We start from the raw sequence: 17,191 nt of genomic DNA on the forward strand, positions 1-17,191 counted from the left end.
GACCCGTACCCGTTCTGGCTGGATTAATGGATGGAAACGGGTGTTCTATCGGGACACACATTTTGTCCTATAAGCCCAGCTCCAGCTTGTGCTAGGATACTTAACGTTACATGAGTTCAACTGTGCTCGCGACTCCAGCAAGTCGCAAAACGCAGGGTCGATCAGCATCCGGCCGAAACGGCGGTGCCAGAAACACCACGAGCTCCAATAAAGAAGTCATGCGACGTTATTTATTTGCATTGATGTAGTTCTAAGGTGCATTTAATAGCTTGCGTGTCAAAGCGTAGTAGTCCTACAGCTTGCTGCGTGCGGTCCAGTTTTGTACCTGCTTGACTGGCTCGCACGCAGCCAGCTGGAGACGCGGTCATTTTGCGATACACGTCTGCGTCTCTAGTAACTGCACTTATACATACCGTTCACGGTGGGACAGAGCCACGTGCTTGTCTGACTGGGCTCAGGGTTTGAATATGGAGCGCCTTCGCGCACAAGCGCCCTGGCGAAGCCATACCCAAACCCCATGAGCCACACGTAAGACAGCAAGGGGGTGGTGCTCGTGTGGTATGTGATCCAGGTTATCAACGGTCGCGAAGACATAATGCGCGAGCGCATAGAGCACATGGTGCCGGCTGGTGCCATGCAAGAGCTCTTTTATCCCCAATTTCAAACCGAGATCAAGGTGCACGGCGAATGGGTCAAAACGACCAAACCGCTCTTTCCCGGTTATCTCATCTGCGATACGGCAGACCCCCGCACCGTGCAACAGTATCTGCTACGCATGGACGACTTTGCCCGGGTGCTTGCCCAGGACGGTCAGTTTGTGCCGCTGGCAAAAGAAGAGGTCCAGCTTATTGGCGGCTTTACGCATAGGGGAGACCGCGTAGTGCCCATGAGCGAGGCCCTAAAAGACGGTGACCAGGTCGTAGTTACGGCAGGTCCGCTGCTGGACCACGAAGGCCTTATTAAATCTATTAACAGACGCAAGAGCACTGCCCTTTTGGAGCTCAACCTGTGCGGCCGACGCATAACTACCCGCGTTGGCCTTGCGGTGCTTTCAAACGAACAGCGCGTCATGCGCAATCACAGAAAAGCGATCGCCTAGCTGCAAGCTCGCAAGCGGACGACCGAAAGCAAAAAAGTATCGGGGGAGGGGCTCTTGGAGCCTACGATAATGACCATGGAGCAGGGTGCACGGGAGACGTGCGCCGCTGCCATGGCGAATTCCGTTCCTGCCGCAGCGGGTGCTGCGGGGGATTACCTTACAAACGAAGAGGCCACCGAGATGCTGCGCGGTGCGAACTCCGGCGTGAAGCCCGAGCTTGGGCGCAGACTCTACCGCGTTGTTAAGCGTACGGTGGACATTGTCGCCGCCGGCGGAGCCTTGGTATTGCTCTTTATACCCGGGGTAATTCTGAGCGTGGTCATTTGCATAAAGAGCCCGGGCGCCAGCCCCCTATATTCACAGTGGCGCGTGGGCCGCGTGCGCAAAGACGGCACGTTCTACCTGTTTAAGATCTACAAGTTCCGCAGCATGGTTCCCAACGCAGACCAAATGCTCAAGGACTTGCAGGCCCAAAACGAGGCCACTGGCCCCATGTTTAAAATGAAGCACGACCCGCGCATTATTCCCGGTGTGGGTAACTTCATTCGCAAGCACAGCATCGACGAGCTGCCCCAGCTCATCAACGTGTTCTTGGGCCAAATGAACCTCATTGGCCCGCGCCCCGGCCTGCCGCGCGAGGTTGCCCTGTACAGCGAGCACGACATGAAGCGCCTGGCGGTAAAACCCGGCTGCAGCGGTCCTTGGCAGGTAATGGGCCGCAGCCACCTGGGCTTCAACGAAATGGTTGAGCTGGATCTTCACTATATAGAGAATCGCAGCCTGCGCCAGGACCTGCGGTTGATATTCGGCACGCTGAAGACGATGTTCTCTGGGGAAGGTGCCGTGTAGCATGCGCATCGCCATGATAGGCCAAAAGAGAACGGGTTCGCGCGAGGGCGGCGTAGAAGTGGTGGTAGGCGAGCTTGCTCGCCGTATGGCAGACCTTGGTCACCAAGTAACCTGCTACGACCGTATGGGCGAAGGAGCTCCTTCCGAGCCCTACGAGAAGGATGGCTACCGCATCGTTCCCGTAAAGGCTCTGGACATCAAGGGGCTCTCTGCGCTCACGAGCAGCTTTGCCGCAACAAGGGCCGCCATCAAAGACGGGACAGACGTAATTCACTATCACGCAGAGGGGCCGTGCGTCCCCCTTCGTTTTGCGCGTTCCGCGGACATCAGGACCGTGGCAACGATCCACGGTCTGGACTGGCAGCGTGCAAAATGGGGCGGCTTGGCTTCCAAGTACATCAAGTTCGGCGAGGCGACGGCGGCCAAGTGCGCGGATGCGCTCATCGTGCTTTCCCGGGGCAATCAGGAGTACTTCAAGGAGGCTTACGGCCGCGAGGCTACGCTCATTCCCAACGGCATCACTCCCGAGGCGGATCTTCCCGCGAAGGAGATCTCCGAGCGCTTGGGGCTCACCCAGGGCTCCTATGTCCTCTACCTCGGTCGTATTGTGCCCGAGAAGCGACCGGAACTGTTGGTGGAGGCGTACAAGCAGGTGAAGACGGATAAGCGCCTGGTTATCGCGGGCGACTCCTCCGATACGGACGACTACGCCGTGGCGCTCAAAGAGGCTGCCGCGTCCGACCCCCGCGTGCTCTTTACCGGCCACGTTGAGGGCAACCTGCTCTCCGAGCTGTACTCCAACGCGTATTGCTACGCGCTCCCCTCCGACGTTGAGGGCCTGCCCATGAGCTTGCTGGAGGCCATGTCTCACGGTGCGGCATGCGTTACCTCGGATATTCCCGAGTGCGCGGATGTTCTGCAGGGTTGCGGGCTCACGTTCCCACACGGAGACGCGGGGGCGCTGCGCGACGTGCTTGAAGGCCTGATAGCGGATTCTGCCCAAGCGGAGAGGCTGGGCGCCATGGCACGTGACCGCGCGATTAATGGCTATGACTGGAACAGCGTCGTCCAAAGGACGCTTGCTTTGTATGAGGGTGTTGCGTAATGAAGATCCTTCTTGTAAATAAGTTTCATTGGCGCAAGGGTGGAAGCGAGACGTACTACTTTGCTCTTGCCGATGGTCTTCGCGCTCTTGGACATGAAGTTGCCTTCTTCAGCATGGAGGATGAGCGTAATGAGCCGACTGAGTGGTCGCGTTACTTTGTAACGAATCGCGACTATAACGGACCGAGCTCTATTGTCGATAAGGCGAAGGCCGCGCAGGCACTTGTGTATTCCAAAGAGGCGCGCGAGAAGTTCGATGTGCTGTGCCGTGAATTCCAGCCCGATGTAATCCATCTCAATCTCACTCATAGGCAGATTACGTTTTCCATCTTGGACGCTCCTTGGCTAAAGCAGCATCCAACGCCGGTTGTGTATACCTCGCACGACTTGATTCTTGCTTGCCCGAGCTATCTTATGCTTGATTCCGAGGGCAACGTTTGCGATTCGTGTCTCGGGGGTCATTTTGGCAATTGCCTTAAGAAGAAGTGCGTAAAGGGTTCGATCGCAAAAAGCGCGTTAGCGGTGGCTGAGGCGGAGTGGCTTAAACGGCACAAAACCTATTCACGTCTCGATCGCATCATCTGCCCGAGTGAGTTCATGCGGAACAAGTTTATTGAAGCGGGGCTTCCCGAGCGTCAGCTTGTCCTCATGCGGAATTTCCTGAATCCCGATTCGATGTCACGGGAAGTTGCCAACCAAAATAATGAAGATCCCTACATGCTGTATCTGGGACGCCTTTCTCGCGAGAAAGGCGTGTTAACGCTCGTGCATGCTTTTGAGAAGGCGGCACCGGTGATCCCTGATTGGCGTCTTGTTATTGCAGGCGATGGCCCTGAATGTGATGCTGTGAAGGTCAAAGTTTCCGCAATGCCAAACGAAATAAGCTCGAGGATTGAGCTGGTTGGATATAAAACCGGTGACGCCCTGCGCGGACTTGTGAATCGAGCCACTCTGGCGGCTGCGCCGTCAGAGTGGCTCGAGAACGCGCCATATGCGGTTCTCGAGGCACTCGCCGCGGGCAAGCCCGTTATCGGTACGAACATGGGCGGAATACCCGAGCTGGTACGTGAGGGTGAAACGGGCTTCCTGGCTGAAGCCCACGATGAGGCAGGACTCGCAGATGCAATCCGTAGGGGTGCGGCGGTGGCCGCCGATCCTGCGGCTTACGCCGCGATGAGCGCGCATTGCCGTTCATTCGTGGCAGAGAACTGTAATCAAGAGGAATACATCCGGAATCTCGTCTCCCTGTATCAAGAACTAATTGACCGGAAGGTGGTGGCCTAACCCATGGCCGAGAAGAAACTCAACGGAACCGTAATCGTAACGTACCGCTGCAACGCGCGCTGCACCATGTGCAACCGCTACAAGGCTCCCAGCCGTCCGGAGGAGGAGCTCTCCCTCGACGTGATCAAGAAGCTCCCGCGCATGTACTTCACCAACATCACCGGTGGCGAGCCCTTCATCAGGACCGACCTTGCGGATATCGTGCGCGAGCTGTACAAGAAGTCCGACCGCATCGTCATCTCCACCAACGGCTTCTTCACCGACCGCATCATCGCCCTTGCCGAGGAATTCCCCCAGGTGGGAATCCGCATCTCCATCGAGGGTCTGCAGCAGACCAACGATGAGATCCGCGGTCTCCAGAACGGCTTCAACCGCGGCTACGAGACGCTCAAGAAGCTCGTGGAAATGAAGCACCCGGACGTGGGCTTTGGCATGACGGTGCAGGATCGCAACGCTGCGGACTTGGTGCCGCTGTACAAGCTTTCCGACGAGCTCGGCATGGAGTTCGCCACCGCCAGCCTGCACAACAGCTTCTACTTTGTCGAGGCGAAGAACATCATCAAGGACCGTCCCATGGTGGCCCAGAACTTCGAGGACCTGGTAAACGAGCTCCTCAAGTCCAACGAGCCCAAGAAGTGGTTCCGCGCGTACTTCAACATGGGCCTCATCAACTACATCTATGGGCAGAAGCGCCTGCTCCCGTGCGATATGGCGTTCGACACGTTCTTCATCGACCCCTACGGCGACGTCATGCCCTGCAACGGCACCAAGGAGAAGCTCGTTATGGGCAACCTTAACGACGAGTCTTGGGATGAGCTGTGGGAGAGCGCCCAGGCCGAGAAAGTGCGCGGCTGCGTGCGCCACTGCGACCGCAACTGCTGGATGATCGGCTCCGTGTCTCCTGCCATGCACAAGTACATCTGGAAACCCGCGTCGTGGGTGCTGGCGCACAAGCTCAAGCCCGGCAAGAAGTTCGACATGCACGAGCTCCCCATCGTGCGCGACTACGAGTCGGGCAAGGTGACGAAGGAGGAGCTGGACGCTCTTTCCACCTGCGACATGCACGCCGCGATCAACGACGGCCTTTCCGACGCAAGCCGAGCCGACGCGCACGTGTACGAGACTGAGGAGGCGCTGTAGTGCAGCCGGGTGGAAAAATCGAATGCAAAAATTCAGAAATAGCGGTTGCTCGATATCAATCGGAGGAAACACGTGAAAGTATCCTGCATAACCAGGCACGCAATCTCTAATTATGGCTCCCTGCTCCAGGCATATGCGACACAACGAGCGGTAGAGAGCTTGGGGCATGAGTTCGAGATTATGGACTATGTACCTGCTTGTGAGGACGTATCCCAGCAGGTGAGGACGCTTCTTTCGACAAAGCCGTCCTGGAACGGGAACCCGTTGAAGAAGTCTGTCTACAGACTTCTGATGGAGCCTGAGACAAGGGTGGCGGGCAAGCGGTTTGCGCGTGAGCGTTCCCAGCTGCTTAAGATGAGCCCTCACTATGCATCCCTGGAGGAGCTGAAGGCTAATCCGCCCAAGGCCGATGTCTATATGACTGGAAGCGATCAGGTGTGGGGTCCCATCAGCTCGGGCGCATACGACCTGTCATACGCGCTTGAGTTTGCTCCCGAGGGCGCAAGGCGCATCTCATATGCGGCAAGCTTTGGTAAGAAGAATATCCCGGATAGCGTGCGCCCCAGGTTTCTCGAGGACCTTCGAGCATATGAGGCCGTGTTCGTACGCGAGGATGCCGCGCGCGAGCAGCTTGCCTCGTGGGGCATAGAGGCCGGACAGGTTGTCGATCCCACGCTGCTGCTTGATGGCGAGGCGTGGAGAAGGATGGCGGCACCTGCCCCGAAGGGCGAATACATCCTCGTCTACCAGATTCACAGCGACCCGACGGTGGGGCAGTACGCCGTGAAGGTTGCCAAAAAGCTTGGCTTGCCCCTGATACGGATCTCCGCAAGCCTGCACCAGGCCTCACGCGAGGGCAAGTTCAAGTGGCTGCCGACGCTTGCTGAGTTTCTCTCGTATGTCGACAACGCAGCATGCCTAGTCACGGACTCGTTCCACGGTACGGCTTTTGCCATAAATCTCAATACGCCGCTGGTAGAAGTGCTGCCCAAGAACGGAACCTCGAGCAGGAACGTGAGTATTCTGCGACTCACGGACCTCACGGACAGAGTGCTTCAGAATCTAGATGATGTCGAGTTAGCATCCAAGCAGATTGACTTTGGTCGGGTCAACGACGTGATGGGTGCGGAGAGGGAGAAGTCCCTAGCGCAGCTCAAGAGCATGATTGAGGAGTAGGGCATTGTCAAACGTTGGCACTAGGACGGTATGCAAGAAGGATATGTGCGCTGGCTGTATGGCCTGCGTCGATTCATGCCGACATGGAGCGATTGCCATTGAGGATACGATTGAGGCGTATAACGCCCGTATTGATCCTACAAGGTGCGTGGGATGTGGACTGTGCGAGAAAACGTGTCCCCAGATGGTATCCCCATCTTCGTTGCGTCCTCTCGAGTGGCTACAGGGGTGGGCGAAAGATACATCGCTCAGAATGTCATCTTCGTCCGGGGGTCTGGCTACGGCCATCTCGGAGGCGTTTGTGGCGTCAAATGGATTAGTGTGTTCATGTGCACAGGAGGGCGGTGAGTTCCGGTTCCACCTCACTTCTGATGCGGATTACTTGAGGAGGGCCCAAGGCTCCAAATACGTCAAAAGCAATCCGCTTGGTGCGTACCGCGAGGTTAGGGAGGCCCTGCAAGGTGGTCAAAGGGTTCTCTTTATCGGTCTTCCTTGTCAGGTTGCTGCGATGCGTAACTTCGTTGGAAGCCGTTTAGCCGATTCCCTTTACACCATCGACCTTATCTGTCATGGTTCACCGTCCCCCAAGGTCCTGAGCCGATTCTTGGAAGAGACAGGTAACAACCTGTCTAATGAGCTGATACTGGACTTTCGAAAGAAAGTCCAGTTTCAGCTCCGCTATCGCGGAGCTGAAACTGTGGGTAGGACGGGTGTCCGCGATCGCTACTCGATTGCTTTCCTCTCGGGTTTACCGTATACGGAAGGCTGCTACTCCTGCCGCTACGCCAAGGGTGATCGTGTCTCCGATATTACGCTTGGCGATTCATGGGGTAGCGAGCTTTCTGATGAGGTCGCGAACGGGATATCCCTCGCACTTGTGCAGACAGACAAGGGTCGAGAACTGTTAGAAATGACGGACCTTGAGCTTTTGCCGGTTGATCCTGGTCTAGCTGTGGCCAACAATGAACAGCTTCAACGTCCTTCGACGAAGCCTATAGAAAGAAATACCTTTATGGACGGCTTTCGTAACGGGGTACGGGTTAACCGACTCGTTCTCAGGGCGAGGCCAAAAGACTGCGCCAAGTACTTGGTCAAGGATATACTGCTTGCACTGGGTTTGCTCAGGGGTTAACACATCGAGAGCGTTTGCTTTAGGCATTAATGATAAGGTAATCCATATGTTGAGTAATTCCAAGGTGCCAAAGTGCGTCGTATTAATGGCGTCATACAACGGCATCCCATTTATTTCAGAACAAATTGACAGCATTCTCTCGCAGGCTGAAGTTGACGTACGTCTTTTTGTCCGTGATGACGGGTCATCTGATGGTACTCGTGATCTTCTGCAGCGCTATGCAGATGAGGGCAGTCTGACTTTGTTAACAGGAGAAAACCTAGGACCTGCTTTAGGGTTTTTGACGTTGTTGCGGAATGCTCCCGAAGCTGATTACTATGCGTTTTCCGACCAAGATGATATTTGGGATAGCGATAAACTGATAACTGCGATTAAACAGCTTAAGAAGCAGGAGAATTTGGCTCTTTATCATTGCAATTCAAGACTTGTAGATTCAGCTGGTAATGAGATGGGCCGGTTAACCTATGGGCAACAAAGGTGCATATCTTATCGAGATAACGACCCTCTCAACCAGCTTTGCATTGGGTCACCTATGGGATGTACGCAAGTATTTGATAGGCGTATTTGGGAAGTTGTTTGCTTGCATGAGCTGCCCCATCCCGTCATCATGCATGATAAGCTGATAGCTAATCTATGCGTGCTGCTGGGTTATCGGATTGTTTTCGATGCTTCTCCTCATATGGGATATCGCCAGCATGGTCGTAATGTGGTCGGTGTGAGTACTGATTTACCATCTAAAGTGATTGAGAAAATCAATAGTTTTTGTCATCCGCGAGAGATTACTCTTGCAAAGCAAGTTACTGGACTTCTTTCAACTTATTCCGACTGCATTCTTCCTCCAGAGCGTGCTCTTGGAGAGTTGGTATCGAAAATGGACGCTTCTTTCATGGCTAGGTGCAGGGTTTCTTTCTCTTCGAGGCTGAATTTCGGCAGTCTACAAGAGGGCCTTTTCAATAGATCTCTCCTCTTGTTTGGGAAGCGATGATATGAGTAAAAGCATCCCCAAACCGCACAATAGTGGGTACGTCCTAGCGCTTGCCTTTTGCGACTATCTCAAGGACAAGACCGGCACCCCAAAGGCTATTATGGCGAGTCAGCAGGCCATGGCGTCGCACGGCATAAGTTACGTCTATCTCCACTCGGTTAAGAAGACCCTGTTCAGGGACGACCAGATGCTATTTTGCGAATTCGGGGTTACGGTCGACGGGGTGGAGGCTGGTGTTTTCAGTATTGCCCAGGTGTGCGAGGCCCTTTGCAGCTGGCAAAAAAGCGGCTTCAGCCTTCTTGAGCTTCATATCCACCACCTTCTGTACGTGAGCCTTGAGAAAGTCTCCGAACTGCTAAAAGTTACAGGCAAAACACCGGTCAGGGCCTTTCTCCACGACTATTACCTGTGTTGTACAAGCTATAACCTCCAAAATAGGAGCGGCTTTTGTGACAGCTCAAGGCTCGGCGACGCTCCCTGCGAGAAATGCCCCCACTTCAGTAACAGCCTTCGTGTGGAGTCGAAGATCCAAGGGCTGTTTGACTCCATCAAAAATCTCCGTTTTGTTGCACCTTCGACCTATACGAAGAATCGGTTCCTCTCATTCAGGCCCCAATACGAGGGCCTTGTTGATGTAATACCGCACCAAAAGCTGCTTGGAGAGTATCTGGGCAACAGACGTCCTCTGAACGCAGGGGAGCGCATCAGGGTTGCCTTTCTGGGGATGCCGAGGAAGACAAAGGGCTGGGAGACCTGGCTTCGCCTCGTATCTGCGGTCGATGAACAAGAGTACGAGTTCTTCGTCTTCAACAGCTCGAACGATATGTATCCAGGGATGAACAAGCGGTTTGTCGAATTTGATGAGAAGCACCCAAATGCCATGACCGACTCTCTCAGGGAGTGCGAGATTGCCATCGTTGTCATGTGGCCATCTTGTCCAGAGACCTATAGCTACACCTGTATGGAATCTTACTCCGCAAACGCTTATACGATTTCGAGTGCATGTGCAGGCAATGTCGCCGACTTTGTCGTTGAGCATGGGTCCGGTTTGGTGCTGAATAACGAGGAGGAGCTAATCGGGCTGTTTAGGGATAAGAGCCGGCTTATCAGGGAGGTCAATCGTTTCAGGAGCGGAAAGCCTGGTCCGCTCGATCTTGTCGATTCAGATGAGATCGTAGACCTGCTTCCATGCTCCTCGGTAGGTCTCAACACGGGAGTTCACATGCACACGAGGCTGATTGAACGTGTGCTGCTGGAGGTACTCAATGCAAGATCATAGGCATGCGAGGCTCGTTATAAATAAAGCGGAGGAGCGGGCTGGTCGAAGAGGTCGTTGGTATCTCCCTAATAAGCAAGGCGTTCTAACCGTTTGCATGGGTGACCTGGCGGATGCGACGATCGTTATAGGTATCTTGGCGCAGGTTTTCTTCCTTGAGTACTATGGTCTGGGGCGATACCTCAACTGGGTAATTACCGGCATGATTTGCGTGAGGGCGCTCTTCTCCGGATGGAAATATAGCGGTAGAGCGCTACTACTTGGGCTGATTACCGTTGCAGGGTGGCTGTCTGGTGCCCTCTTGGGTGGCAATATGGAAACGTTTAGGGCGAATATTTTGCTGCTCCTCTACCCGTTTGTCTATACGCTTTACTTCTTTCTTTTGGTCACTAACAAGAGGGATTTTCTTCTTGGACTCTTTGATGCAGGTTTTCCGGTCTTCAACGCCATATTGCTTCTCAATATGGCGATCATGTTTATCCAGTACTCTACCCATGGGATGATCGCTGCGACAACGAACGACATCAGTTACTTCGAGGACAATATCTCCGGCCTGTTCTCTTATGCGTCCGTCCATGCGGTGGCCCTTTACACTTCATTCGTCGTGCTCTACAACTTCGTCTGGATTAGGAGGCTTCGGGGTCCTCTCTGGCCATCCCTTGCCATCGCTTACAACGTCTGCCTTATCGTCCTGTCCTTCTATCTTGCGACACTCAACGATAATAAGGCGCTCTTCATAATCCTTCCTCTCGTTTTAGTGATGTTCTGGCTTATTTCAGTCATGAGAGGAGAAGCGGATGTTTCGGGTCCCTTCTTTTGGCTTGTCGCCTTGTATTTTATCCTGACAATTGCATACGCCTTGGTGCCTGCGTTCCAGATCCTCGTGGATACGCAAGTGTTTGGTCTGTTCGATATGGTTGGCAGTTCAGCTTCCGTCGGTACTGCTGCCGACGGCAGTAACGAGAGGATTGCTATCATCGGCTTCGCTCTCTTGAGACCGGCTACATGGAGTCTCGGAGAGGGTCTTGGAGCCTCAAGCTTCTACGCGTCCGGGTTCATGTCGTTTAACCACTTTGGTCAAGCGGATATGGGGTCTTTCTTGATTCTCATGGGGGTTTGGGAGACGGCAGCGTATGTAGCGTTTTTCCACTCCGTGGTTAGTGAGTTTATGGAGCAGGAAAAAGGATCTAATGGCCGGATTGTTCGTTTGCTCCTTTTGCTAACAATTCTTATTACCTTTCTGTATACGCAGTGCTTTACAAGGGTGAACTGCTGCTTGTGCCTACTGCTGCTCTGTGGAGCGCTGGCTTGGTCGTGGAATTCCTCGGCTGCAGACTATTTGATTATTGATAGAGACGAAGAACAGGTTTGAACATGAAAATAGGCATTTCCACATTTACGCATGGGGACAACTATGGGCAGAGGCTCCAGAACCTTGCTGTCCAAGAAACTCTCAAACTCTCGGGTGCAGATGTCCTTACGTTCAGACAGAAGGACTCGAGATCTGCAAAATACAAGCTCAAGTCTTTGGCTTCGCTCATTCCAAAGGGGCTTGCCGTTGCCCACATCCAGAGGCATCGTTCGTTTGAGGATTTCAATTCCTGTAACATTTCCTTTAGCCGGGAGGTTATATCTGATTCCAACCCTCCACGTGACATTAAATCCTATGACTTTTTCGTTGCTGGGAGCGACCAAGTTTGGTCTCCGTATTCCCCTGACGCTAACTCCACTATGTTTCTCACGTTTTCGCCAAGAGAAAAGCGCATTGCTTTTTCGCCAAGCTTGGCAGCTCCGACGATTCCCGAGGAGAAGCGTGAGCTGTTCCACGGCTATTTCGACGGGTTTGATAGGCTGTCCGTTCGTGAGCAGAAGAGCGCCGAGCTTATAAACAGTCTGTACGGCTTAAAGGCCGAGGTGTTGATTGACCCAACACTGATGTTTGACGGCTCCTGGTGGGAAAGGTATGAAAAAGAGCCGCACTGCGGGCTTCCAAATGATTATGTATTGACGTACTTCCTCGGGAGTGCAGCTTACGAAGAGAGGGTTGCCGAAATCTGTGATTCACTTAGCTGCAAGAGGGTCGATTTACTAGGGGATGCGCGCTACTACGCCCTCGGGCCTTCAGAGTTCCTCTATGCCGTCCGTCACGCAAAGCTTGTAGCGACAGATTCATATCACGGATCAATTTTCTCGATCTTGTTCGGGAAGCCGCTGATTTATTGCCCTCGTGAGTCCACTGGTCCAGACATGAGCAGCCGATTCGACACGCTAGCCAGCGAGCTGGGTGTTTCTTTCGTTGAGCGGTCAATTCTTTCCGTATGTAATTCGGAACTGCTCGAGAGTGACTATTCAAAGGCGTATGACAGGTTGGCAGCTCAGAGGAAGATCGTTGTTGAATTCCTCGATAGATGTGGATTGAGCATTCCCTCGGAGGCCGCCCGTGGCTAGCCAGCGTAAGGCGGGCGCCCTCCTCGGCTACGCCAACATCCTCGCAAAGAACCTCGTCAACCTCGTCTACACGCCGATGCTACTGTCCTACGTGGGGCAGGCGGACTACGGCGTCTTCCAGAGCTCGAACTCCTTTGTCTTCTCGCTGACGCTCCTGTCCTTCGGCTTCTCCGAGGCCTACGTGCGCTTCTACACGCAGACGGTGGCGCACGGCGGCGAGCGCGACATCCGGCACCTGAACGGCATGTACCTCACGCTTTACGTCGCCGTCACAGCCGCGGCGGTCGCCCTCGGCATGGGCTTCTCCGCAAACGCCGGCGCGGTGTTCTCGGCCGGGTTCACCGAGGCGCAGGTCTCGCTCGCCCGGGAGCTGCTCGCCATCATGACGCTCAACGTCGCCTCGACGTTGTTCACCGTCGTGTTCAATTCCTACATCACGGCGCACGAGCGCTTCGTCTACCAGCAGACCAGGCAGCTCGTCACCACGCTTGCGACGCCGCTGTGCGCCTGGGCCCTGCTGGCCGCCGGTATGGGGCCCGTGGGCGTTGCCCTAGCACAGCTCGCGGTGAACCTCGTCCTGCTCGCCCTCAACGCGCGCTACGCCATCGTCGTGCTGGGCATGCGCTTCGAGCTCAGGCGTGCCGACTGGGGCGTCATGCGCGGCATCGCCGCCTTCAGTGCCTGGATCTTCGGTAACCAGGTCTGCGAGATGGTCAATCAGAGCGTGCCCAACATCATGCTGGGGGCCATCTCGGGCGCGACTGCGGTATCTCTGTTCGCGGTGGCCGTGAACATCCGCCAGGTCTTCTACTCGCTCTCCACCACGATGTCGAACGTCTTCATTCCGAAGGTCAACCGCATCGTCGCCACCTCGGACGACAACGCCGAGCTCACTCGCCTTATGACGCGCGTGGGCCGCTACCAGATGGTACTGTTTTGCTGGGTGTACGGAGGTTTCGCTATTCTCGGGAAGTTTTTCGTGACGAGGTGGGCGGGCCCGGGCTTCGCCGAGGCCTACTGGCTCGTGCTCGCCATGACGCTACCCGTCATGGTGCCCCTCTGTCAGAACGTCGGCATCGAGATCCAGAGGGCCAAGAACATGCACCACGCCAGGAGTCTCGTCTACCTTGCGATGGCGGTCGGGAACGTTGCCTTCACCGCCGCGGCCGCCCCGGCGCTGGGGCCGTGGGCCCCCGCGATCGCCTATGTCGTCAGCATCGTGCTCGGCAACGGACTGTGGATGAACTGGTACTACCAGAAGCGGGTCGGTCTCGACATGCTCTTTTTCTGGAAGCGGAACCTGCCGGTGCTGCTCGCCTGGGCTGCCGTCACCGTCGCCTGCCTCGCTGGCACGGCGGTCCTGCCCGTCAACGGATGGCCCGCGTTCCTCGAGTGGGGCGCCGTTTACAGCGCGCTTTTCGCCATAGCCCTTTGGCTCGCCGTCCTAACGAAGGACGAACGTATCGCGGTCGTCTCTCGTCTCCCGTTCCTTAGATAGGGTCCATCATGAATGATTCCGAGAAATCCCCGAGGGTCGTCTCGCTTGGCGACCGTTGCTGCGGCTGCGGCGCGTGCGCTGCCCGCTGCCCCAAGTCATGCATCTCCATGGAACCCGATGATTGTGGCTTCCTACACCCCACCGTCGACGCCTCCGGGTGCGTAGGCTGCGGGGCGTGCGACGCCGTATGCCCGGCGCTCAACGCCCCTGGGGAGGACGGGTGCGAGTTCGCCCTCTGGGCGAAGGCTCATGACGTCGGCTTGCTCGATAGATCGTCGTCGGGCGGCGTGTTCGGTCTACTCGCCGGTGACGCTCTCTCGCGCGGCGGTGTTGTGGCGGGCGCCGCGTGGACGGACGGTTGCCGCGAGCTTCGTCACGTGCTCGTGGAGGACAGGCCGGCGCTCGGCGCCGTTATGCGCTCGAAATACGTTCAGAGCGCGGTTGGCCGCGGCGTCTTCGAGGGCGTCCGCGCTGCCCTGCGTGAAGGCAGGCCGGCGCTCTTTGCCGGTACTGCATGCCAGGTGGCTGGCATGCGCTCATACCTGGGGAAACTCGCCGACTCTGACCTCTTCCTCGGCGTCGACGTCATCTGCCACGGTGTTCCGTCTCCAGAGCTCTGGTCGCGCTGGGTCGACTACCGTGGTGAGGCCTTCGGGTCGGACGTCTGCGACGTCAATATGCGGAGTAAGACAACCGGATGGTTGTCTTACTCCGCTATGTACAAGCACATAGCGGAGAAAGACAACACCGGGGACACCGAGTCCCAGATATTCGGCAAAGACTGGTACATGAAAGCGTTTCTGGCCAATGCGAGCCTTCGTTCGTCCTGTCTGGCATGTCCAGCAAAGCGCTCCAGCGGCGCCGATATCACGCTCGGTGATTTCTGGGGGTTCCAGAATACCCATCCCGAGGTCGACAACTCCAAGGGCGTATCTGCCGTCCTATGCAATACCGAGAAGGGCGTGCGGGCATTCGAGGCTATTTCTGGGCTTACTGCAAACGGTCCGGCGACGCTTGATGGGGTAATCGCGGGCAACCCTAGCCTCGTCCATTCTGTCACGCCTTATCCAAAGCGCGACGAGTTCTTGAACGACGTGTCTGCCGGGCTTTCCATCCCAGATCTCATGGACAAGTGGGATTTCCGTCCCACTCTCTGGCAGCGTGTCCGCGGCAAGCTTGGTGGTATTAAACGACGACTAAAGAGACTCGTTGGAAGGAGAGCCTAGATGGCCAAGGATCGCTACCTTCAAGCTCTTCGTGGGCTTGCGATTTCCGCAGTGGTGCTTATCCACTGTCTTCCTCAATGTGCCGCGTCGGTCGCCATTCGCCCATTCCTCAACTTTTCTGTTGCGTTGTTCTTGTTTTTATCCGGTGTTCTTACCGACGAGCGCAAATTTAATGCGGGGGGGGGTCTTCGACGCCGCATTAGCAAGGTTGCCGGACCTTATGCGTTCTGGAGCGTTATCTATCTTGCGGCGTTTCCCGCCCTTCATGGGCGTCTGGGTTTCTGGCGTTCGCCGTGGGCTCCGTATCGGCTCAGATGTACTATCTATTGGTCTATTCACAGCTTGTGCTGCTTACTCTGGTACTGTTCAGGCTCCTTTCACGGTATAGGTTCTTTGTCTATTGTGTGACACCGGCTTGCTTGCTTCTAAGGGAGCTCGCTGCCGTTGCCGGTATCGCATTGCCTCTAATACAGGTTTTCTGCCCCATGTGGCTCATCTTTTATGTTTTCGGTCTCGACTGGAGGCGTTGGGCTGCGCTCATTGAAGGACGAACCACTCAGCTTGTTGCAGTGCTCTTTATATTTTTAATAATTCAGGAGGTCGCAGGCTTCTGGTGGTATTTGACTGGCGATTTCAATATGGCCACAACTCAGCTTAAGCTCGGTTCTGCCGCGACCTCTTTAGCTGTGATCGCGCTTCTTATGGCGGTTCCGGGATCATTCAAGTCGTGATTATCTTCTACTTTGCTTGTTGACCTTGGGAACGCCTCTTTTGGAATCTACCTCTGCCATATACTTGTTCTCAAGGCCGTTTGGAAACTGCTTGGATTATTCGTCATTCCACTTGGTGTTTCGACATTTGCTGTTTGGGCGCTAACTCTTGCCGGATCTTATTCGCTTGTATCACTTTGCGGTCGTTATTTGCCCGAACGAATTCACATCATTGTGGGATTATAAATTGATTTTCGATACTGGCGCTTTTCATAGCGTTGAAGCAAAGTGAGTCCATTACCAACATTTGGCACGCGATCATCGGTGAAGATACCGGACTTCCTGTTTTCGAACGAGAAGATGACTTTTTACTCAAAATGGCTGATTGGATTAACCAACCTGAAATAACCGGAATCAATCTCCCTTGGTCGAGCATCGAAAAATGGAAGGGGCAATTCAGGTAGCCATATTCCGCAGTCATTACCTTGCCTATTTCGTTAAGAATGAGGGGGTTTAGCAAAATAGGATACCCAAGTCTTATTTATCACTCGATCTAAAGCGCATTTCGATTGTAGAGGACAGATTAAATGAAAGGCATCATCCTCGCCGGCGGGTCCGGCACGCGCCTGTACCCGCTCACGCTCGTGACCTCCAAGCAGCTGCTGCCGGTCTACGACAAGCCCATGATCTACTACCCGCTGTCCACGCTCATGCTGGCGGGCATCAAGGACATCCTGGTCATCTCCACGCCGACCGACCTGCCCAACTTCCAGCGCCTGCTGGGCGACGGCTCGCGCTTCGGCGTGAACCTCTCCTACGCCGAGCAGCCCTCGCCGGACGGCCTGGCGCAGGCCTTCACCATCGGCGAGGAGTTCATCGGCGGCGAGCCCTGCGCGCTCGTGCTGGGCGACAACATCTTCTACGGCAACGGCCTGTCGCGCCACCTGACGCGCGCCGTCCAGAACGCCGAGTCGGGCCGCGCCACGGTCTTCGGCTACCACGTGGACGACCCCGAGCGCTTCGGCGTCGTGGAGTTCGACGGCGAGGGGAGGGCCGTCTCCATCGAGGAGAAGCCCGCCGAGCCCAAGAGCTCCTACGCCGTCACCGGACTCTACTTCTACCCGGGCGACGTGGCCGCCAAGGCGCATAAGGTCGAGCCGTCGGCTCGCGGCGAGCTCGAGATCACAACGCTCAACCAGATGTACCTGGAGGAGGGGACGCTGTCCGTCGTCACCCTCGGCCGCGGCTACGCGTGGCTGGACAC

Annotated in this window: 15 protein-coding genes and 1 pseudogene; all 16 read left to right on the forward strand. The window is 55.5% G+C overall.

The window, feature by feature from the left end; all coding sequences use genetic code 11:
- The first annotated feature begins 547 nt into the window (after window positions 1–547).
- Window positions 548–1,099, forward strand: coding sequence for an antiterminator LoaP (loaP, locus tag AB5164_RS07565; protein WP_368142999.1), 552 nt, complete (start codon window positions 548–550; stop codon window positions 1,097–1,099).
- A 54-nt stretch (window positions 1,100–1,153) separates the two neighbouring features.
- Entirely contained in the window at window positions 1,154–1,948 is a 795-nt protein-coding gene (locus AB5164_RS07570) for a sugar transferase (protein WP_368142997.1), read from the forward strand.
- A gap of 1 nt (window position 1,949) precedes the next feature.
- On the forward strand, window positions 1,950–3,053 hold the full coding sequence (locus AB5164_RS07575; RefSeq protein ID WP_195503356.1) for a glycosyltransferase family 4 protein: 1,104 nt from the start codon (window positions 1,950–1,952) through the stop codon (window positions 3,051–3,053).
- Window positions 3,053–4,336, forward strand: coding sequence for a glycosyltransferase family 4 protein (locus AB5164_RS07580; protein WP_368142995.1), 1,284 nt, complete (start codon window positions 3,053–3,055; stop codon window positions 4,334–4,336). The genes AB5164_RS07575 and AB5164_RS07580 overlap by 1 nt, the downstream gene beginning before the upstream one ends.
- Before the next feature lie 3 nt (window positions 4,337–4,339).
- A complete protein-coding gene (locus AB5164_RS07585; protein WP_035138273.1) occupies window positions 4,340–5,476 on the forward strand; it encodes a radical SAM protein in 1,137 nt (378 codons plus the stop codon).
- Between the two features lie 72 nt (window positions 5,477–5,548).
- Window positions 5,549–6,652 (forward strand): polysaccharide pyruvyl transferase family protein, encoded by a 1,104-nt coding sequence (locus AB5164_RS07590; protein WP_035138275.1) that lies wholly within the window; start codon window positions 5,549–5,551, stop codon window positions 6,650–6,652.
- 58 nt (window positions 6,653–6,710) lie between these two features.
- Window positions 6,711–6,836, forward strand: a pseudogene (locus AB5164_RS10225) (4Fe-4S binding protein); the annotation flags it as partial.
- 117 nt (window positions 6,837–6,953) lie between these two features.
- The gene (locus tag AB5164_RS07595) at window positions 6,954–7,784 is read left to right on the forward strand and encodes a Coenzyme F420 hydrogenase/dehydrogenase, beta subunit C-terminal domain (RefSeq protein WP_233540610.1); all 831 of its coding nucleotides are present in this window, start codon (window positions 6,954–6,956) and stop codon (window positions 7,782–7,784) included.
- 46 nt (window positions 7,785–7,830) lie between these two features.
- The gene (locus AB5164_RS07600; protein WP_082421944.1) at window positions 7,831–8,769 is read left to right on the forward strand and encodes a glycosyltransferase; all 939 of its coding nucleotides are present in this window, start codon (window positions 7,831–7,833) and stop codon (window positions 8,767–8,769) included.
- 1 nt (window position 8,770) lies between these two features.
- Window positions 8,771–10,048, forward strand: coding sequence for a glycosyltransferase family protein (locus AB5164_RS07605; protein WP_055287332.1), 1,278 nt, complete (start codon window positions 8,771–8,773; stop codon window positions 10,046–10,048).
- The gene (locus tag AB5164_RS07610) at window positions 10,035–11,417 is read left to right on the forward strand and encodes a hypothetical protein (RefSeq protein WP_118225748.1); all 1,383 of its coding nucleotides are present in this window, start codon (window positions 10,035–10,037) and stop codon (window positions 11,415–11,417) included. The genes AB5164_RS07605 and AB5164_RS07610 overlap by 14 nt, the downstream gene beginning before the upstream one ends.
- Window positions 11,418–11,419: 2 nt before the next feature.
- On the forward strand, window positions 11,420–12,493 hold the full coding sequence (locus tag AB5164_RS07615) for a polysaccharide pyruvyl transferase family protein (protein ID WP_368142993.1): 1,074 nt from the start codon (window positions 11,420–11,422) through the stop codon (window positions 12,491–12,493).
- Window positions 12,486–13,991, forward strand: a complete 1,506-nt coding sequence (locus AB5164_RS07620; protein WP_368142991.1) for a lipopolysaccharide biosynthesis protein — start codon at window positions 12,486–12,488, stop codon at window positions 13,989–13,991. Before AB5164_RS07615 ends, AB5164_RS07620 begins: the two co-directional genes overlap by 8 nt.
- Window positions 13,992–13,999: 8 nt before the next feature.
- Window positions 14,000–15,217 carry a Coenzyme F420 hydrogenase/dehydrogenase, beta subunit C-terminal domain gene (locus AB5164_RS07625; protein WP_052044165.1) on the forward strand — a complete coding sequence of 406 codons (1,218 nt, stop codon included), beginning with the start codon at window positions 14,000–14,002 and terminating at the stop codon, window positions 15,215–15,217.
- Window positions 15,218–15,625: an acyltransferase family protein gene (locus AB5164_RS07630; RefSeq protein ID WP_368147940.1), complete on the forward strand. Its 408-nt coding sequence runs from the start codon at window positions 15,218–15,220 to the stop codon at window positions 15,623–15,625. It abuts the gene before it with no gap.
- Window positions 15,626–16,514: 889 nt separating this feature from the next.
- Window positions 16,515–17,191 (forward strand): glucose-1-phosphate thymidylyltransferase RfbA (rfbA, locus tag AB5164_RS07635; RefSeq protein WP_368147942.1); only part of this gene is annotated, 677 nt, incomplete at its 3' end.

This window comes from Collinsella aerofaciens, assembly GCF_040915425.1.
GTDB lineage: Bacteria > Actinomycetota > Coriobacteriia > Coriobacteriales > Coriobacteriaceae > Collinsella > Collinsella aerofaciens_BW.

Bases quoted from the DNA above. Each gene is read 5' to 3' on its own strand.
- AB5164_RS07630 (WP_368147940.1), top strand. From the start codon at position 15,218: ATGGCCAAGGATCGCTACCTTCAAGCTCTTCGTGGGCTTGCGATTTCC.
- AB5164_RS07585 (WP_035138273.1), top strand. From the start codon at position 4,340: ATGGCCGAGAAGAAACTCAACGGAACCGTAATCGTAACGTACCGCTGC.
- AB5164_RS07605 (WP_055287332.1), top strand. From the start codon at position 8,771: ATGAGTAAAAGCATCCCCAAACCGCACAATAGTGGGTACGTCCTAGCG.
- AB5164_RS07580 (WP_368142995.1), top strand. From the start codon at position 3,053: ATGAAGATCCTTCTTGTAAATAAGTTTCATTGGCGCAAGGGTGGAAGC.
- AB5164_RS07615 (WP_368142993.1), top strand. From the start codon at position 11,420: ATGAAAATAGGCATTTCCACATTTACGCATGGGGACAACTATGGGCAG.
- AB5164_RS07575 (WP_195503356.1), top strand. From the start codon at position 1,950: ATGCGCATCGCCATGATAGGCCAAAAGAGAACGGGTTCGCGCGAGGGC.
- AB5164_RS07610 (WP_118225748.1), top strand. From the start codon at position 10,035: ATGCAAGATCATAGGCATGCGAGGCTCGTTATAAATAAAGCGGAGGAG.
- AB5164_RS07625 (WP_052044165.1), top strand. From the start codon at position 14,000: ATGAATGATTCCGAGAAATCCCCGAGGGTCGTCTCGCTTGGCGACCGT.
- AB5164_RS07600 (WP_082421944.1), top strand. From the start codon at position 7,831: ATGTTGAGTAATTCCAAGGTGCCAAAGTGCGTCGTATTAATGGCGTCA.